This is a genomic window from Fusibacter sp. (assembly GCF_057447755.1).
The window spans coordinates 1-3083 of record NZ_JBVBZF010000385.1; the positions used below are offsets into that span (position 1 = coordinate 1).

A 3083-nucleotide genomic window follows, 5' to 3' on the forward strand; every position below is an offset into this window, starting at 1 on the left:
CATCTACCACGGTATGAACATGCGCCTATTCTCTATCGGAGATGTCGGCAGTCAAGGTGAAGAGGCCTATGAAATCCTACGTTTTGAAGATGGCGATCACTTTGAGAAAATCTTCTTCAAAGACAATGTCATCACAGGTGGTATCTTACTTGGCAATATTTCAAAATCAGCCAAGCTCAAAAATGCCCTGCTCAAAAAATTTGACAAAGAAGCTTATTTGAAATCAATAGAGGGTTAAGGACGTCCGTTTTCTCTCAACCACACGCTTAATCATCTAGTCTCAATCAACTAGTCAAACCACAAGATAACGCAAATAACTTTAATAACTCAAATATCCGAAATAAATCAAATACCTGAAGTAAATCAAATCCGTGAAGTAAATCAAATAACTAAAATAATAAAGCAATAATCATTGACCATGATTATTGCTTTTTTGTGTTTTAAATTTCTACCGATTTGAATAGTCTATGCCCTTATTTATACAGTCAAGGGCCAAGTCAATTTCTTCCTTCATGATGATACGGCCGTGACTTGGTATATAGATCCTACAATTCATATCACTAAGGCGTTTCCAGCTCTCAAATACCGCCTGCTTGTCTTGTATAAAAGCAGGCATTATGGATGTTTTACTGGTTCCAAAAAGAGCATCCCCCACTAAGGCGACCTCCTTGTCAATGCAAACGGAGAGACTGCCACCCGTGTGACCGGCTGTATGGATGACCCTAATACCTCTTCCAATCTCCGTCTCACTCTGGTTGAGTTTGAAATCCACATCACAAGGTGGATAATTCACCATCATTGGCAGCCGACTCATAATTTTTGAAATACCTCGTGTTAGGGTCGTTGTCCCTATTATTGGTGCACTCTGACCTCTTTCTATAAAGTCACTCTCAATACTATGGGCAAAAACAGGAATCTTAAATGTCTTCTTAAGATGGTTCACATTTGCTGCATGATCCGCATGCGAATGCGTTAAGATAATCGCTTCGAAATTTAAACCACTTTTCTTCATCTGGTCCACTTGGGCCATAATCCTTTTTCTCATGTTGGATGAACCTGTGTCCACAATATAGCCTCTGTTTTCACTGATAATAACACAAGCCTTAAGATTATTATTGGTTAAACATTTAATTTCCGTACCGCTTTTTGTCACCATAGATTTCAAGATAATCACTCCTCAATATCAATCAAAATAATACCCCTCAACCACAGTCCCTTTCCTGATGACCCCAACTTCCTTCGGAATAATCACATAACCATCAGAGCCTGACAAGAGTGTAATCATCCCTGACTTTCCAGTGGTTGGATGTGCCAATACGCCCTCTTGTGTCTCCTCAATCGAGACCATTTGATAAGTATCTCTGCCCTTTGCAGCATAAATATCCTTTGTAAGTGTCAAGGTAACCTTGTGGTCCCTTCTCACTTCGAACCCCCATGTCTTCATAATTTCACCAACAATGAGTTTAAACACAACAATTGCCGAAACGGGATGACCCGGCAGGCCAATGACGGGTTTTTGCATGTGTTTGGCAATAATGGTCGGTTTCCCAGGTTTTATGGCCATGCCACTGATTAAAACCCCTTCAGATGTGGTCTCCTCCAGTAAATCATAGGTGTAATCCTTCTCACCAACAGAAGAACCACCAGAAATGGCCACTACATCCGCATTTTGAATAGCACTTTCAATTTTTGTTTTTATGAGCGCATAATCGTCTTTGACAATTATGGCCTCTAAGACTTCAAAACCCATTTCCTTTGCAATAGCCGTCAAAGTATAGCCGTTAATTTCTCTGATTTTACCAAAGCTCTGGACTTCATCAAGCTTAATAAGCTCGTCTCCAGTGGATATAAAACAGATTTTGGGCTTTTGTAAGACCTTCACCCTCTGGTGACCAAGAGATGCTAGTACGCCAATATGTTGGGGCTTAAGTCTTGTTCCTTTTTTTAGAACCACCTGTCCTGGTTTCATATCATCACCCACTTCGATGATGTTTTGCCTTGTGGTGAAGCTGTCATTAAAACGAATCAGGTCAGGGGCAATATTTTCAGTATCCTCAATCATGACCATGGTTTCAGTGCCATGAGGAATTGCACCCCCAGTAGGCACGTAGACGCAGTCCCCGTCCTTAAGGATAAGATCTAGGGCTTCGCCCATATCGACCTTTCCAACTAGCTTTAAGCGCCGTGGTCCGTCGATGAATTTTATCGCATAACCGTCTACTGTCGACTTTGCAAACTCTGGTATCAACTCACTACTGACAAGGTCCTCAGAGAGTATCCTTTGAGAAGCCTCTTCAAGATTGACAAATTCTGTTTCCTGTTTTTTATCTATAAAATCTGAACGAATTAATGAAAGTACATTTTCAATTGGATTCAGCATTATTTTCTTCATAAATTAACTCCTTGTAAGGTTCATTTAATGAGTCCTATGGGTATTATTTGTTCAATCAAATGTGTCTGCATAAGCGCGTACACGCTGATACATTTCAGGTGTATCTATATCCCAAAAAAAGCTTGGGTCATCAATAAAAAATTCTTTTCTTTCGTTCTCTGTGTTTTGTATGATGCTTCTTCCCCCCTGATCACCACTTATATGGCTCAAGGCCTGAAAGTGTCCTTCACCAAATAAAACCGGGGTTCCGCGACCTTCTTTGCCTTGTGGAATGACAATGGTGTTGGCGTTTTGTTCACTATTGAATAAAGCAATCATTTGATTGATAGATGCTGCTTTTATCAAGGGCTGATCACCCATGAAAAAAAAACATCCCTTTGAAAACTTTGAAATGTGAGAAAGTCCCACCTTCACTGACGTACTCTGACCTTCAAGGTAATTAGGATTTTCAACACATTTAACCGGATACTGGGCTAATACCTTAGAAAGCATTTCAAAATCTCTTCCCCCCACGACAATTAACTCCGATAAGTTTGCCTCAAGTAAATGTGCCACAACATATTCTATAACCGTCTTGCCCCTAAATGGTAAGAGTATTTTATTTTCAACCATCCTCTTTGAAGCACCTGCCGCGAGGATGACACCTGAAATATTATTTTGAGTCATAGCCAGCATCCTTTTCTTTAAAAAC

The 3083-nt window shown here is 40.2% G+C and carries 3 protein-coding genes and 1 pseudogene; 1 reads left to right on the forward strand and 3 read right to left on the reverse strand.

What is annotated here, in order from left to right:
- A pseudogene (locus tag AC220I_RS20565) lies at positions 1-238 on the forward strand (hypothetical protein); the annotation flags it as partial.
- A gap of 210 nt (positions 239-448) precedes the next feature.
- Here AC220I_RS20565 and AC220I_RS20570 read toward each other — a convergent pair.
- The 3 genes from AC220I_RS20570 to AC220I_RS20580 form a co-directional block, all read right to left on the reverse strand.
- Complete coding sequence (locus tag AC220I_RS20570) at positions 449-1156, reverse strand: MBL fold metallo-hydrolase (protein WP_486725742.1); 708 nt, start codon at positions 1154-1156, stop codon at positions 449-451.
- A gap of 27 nt (positions 1157-1183) precedes the next feature.
- Entirely contained in the window at positions 1184-2392 is a 1209-nt protein-coding gene (locus AC220I_RS20575; protein WP_486725740.1) for a molybdopterin molybdotransferase MoeA, read from the reverse strand.
- A 51-nt stretch (positions 2393-2443) separates the two neighbouring features.
- Positions 2444-3083, reverse strand: a 640-nt coding sequence (locus AC220I_RS20580; RefSeq protein ID WP_486725741.1) for a nucleotidyltransferase family protein, incomplete at its 5' end; no start/stop codon positions are given.

What these genes read in the sequence shown, in the direction of transcription:
- AC220I_RS20570 (WP_486725742.1), bottom strand. Translation starts at nt 1,156, where the DNA reads ATGGTGACAAAAAGCGGTACGGAAATTAAATGTTTAACCAATAATAAT.
- AC220I_RS20575 (WP_486725740.1), bottom strand. Translation starts at nt 2,392, where the DNA reads ATGAAGAAAATAATGCTGAATCCAATTGAAAATGTACTTTCATTAATT.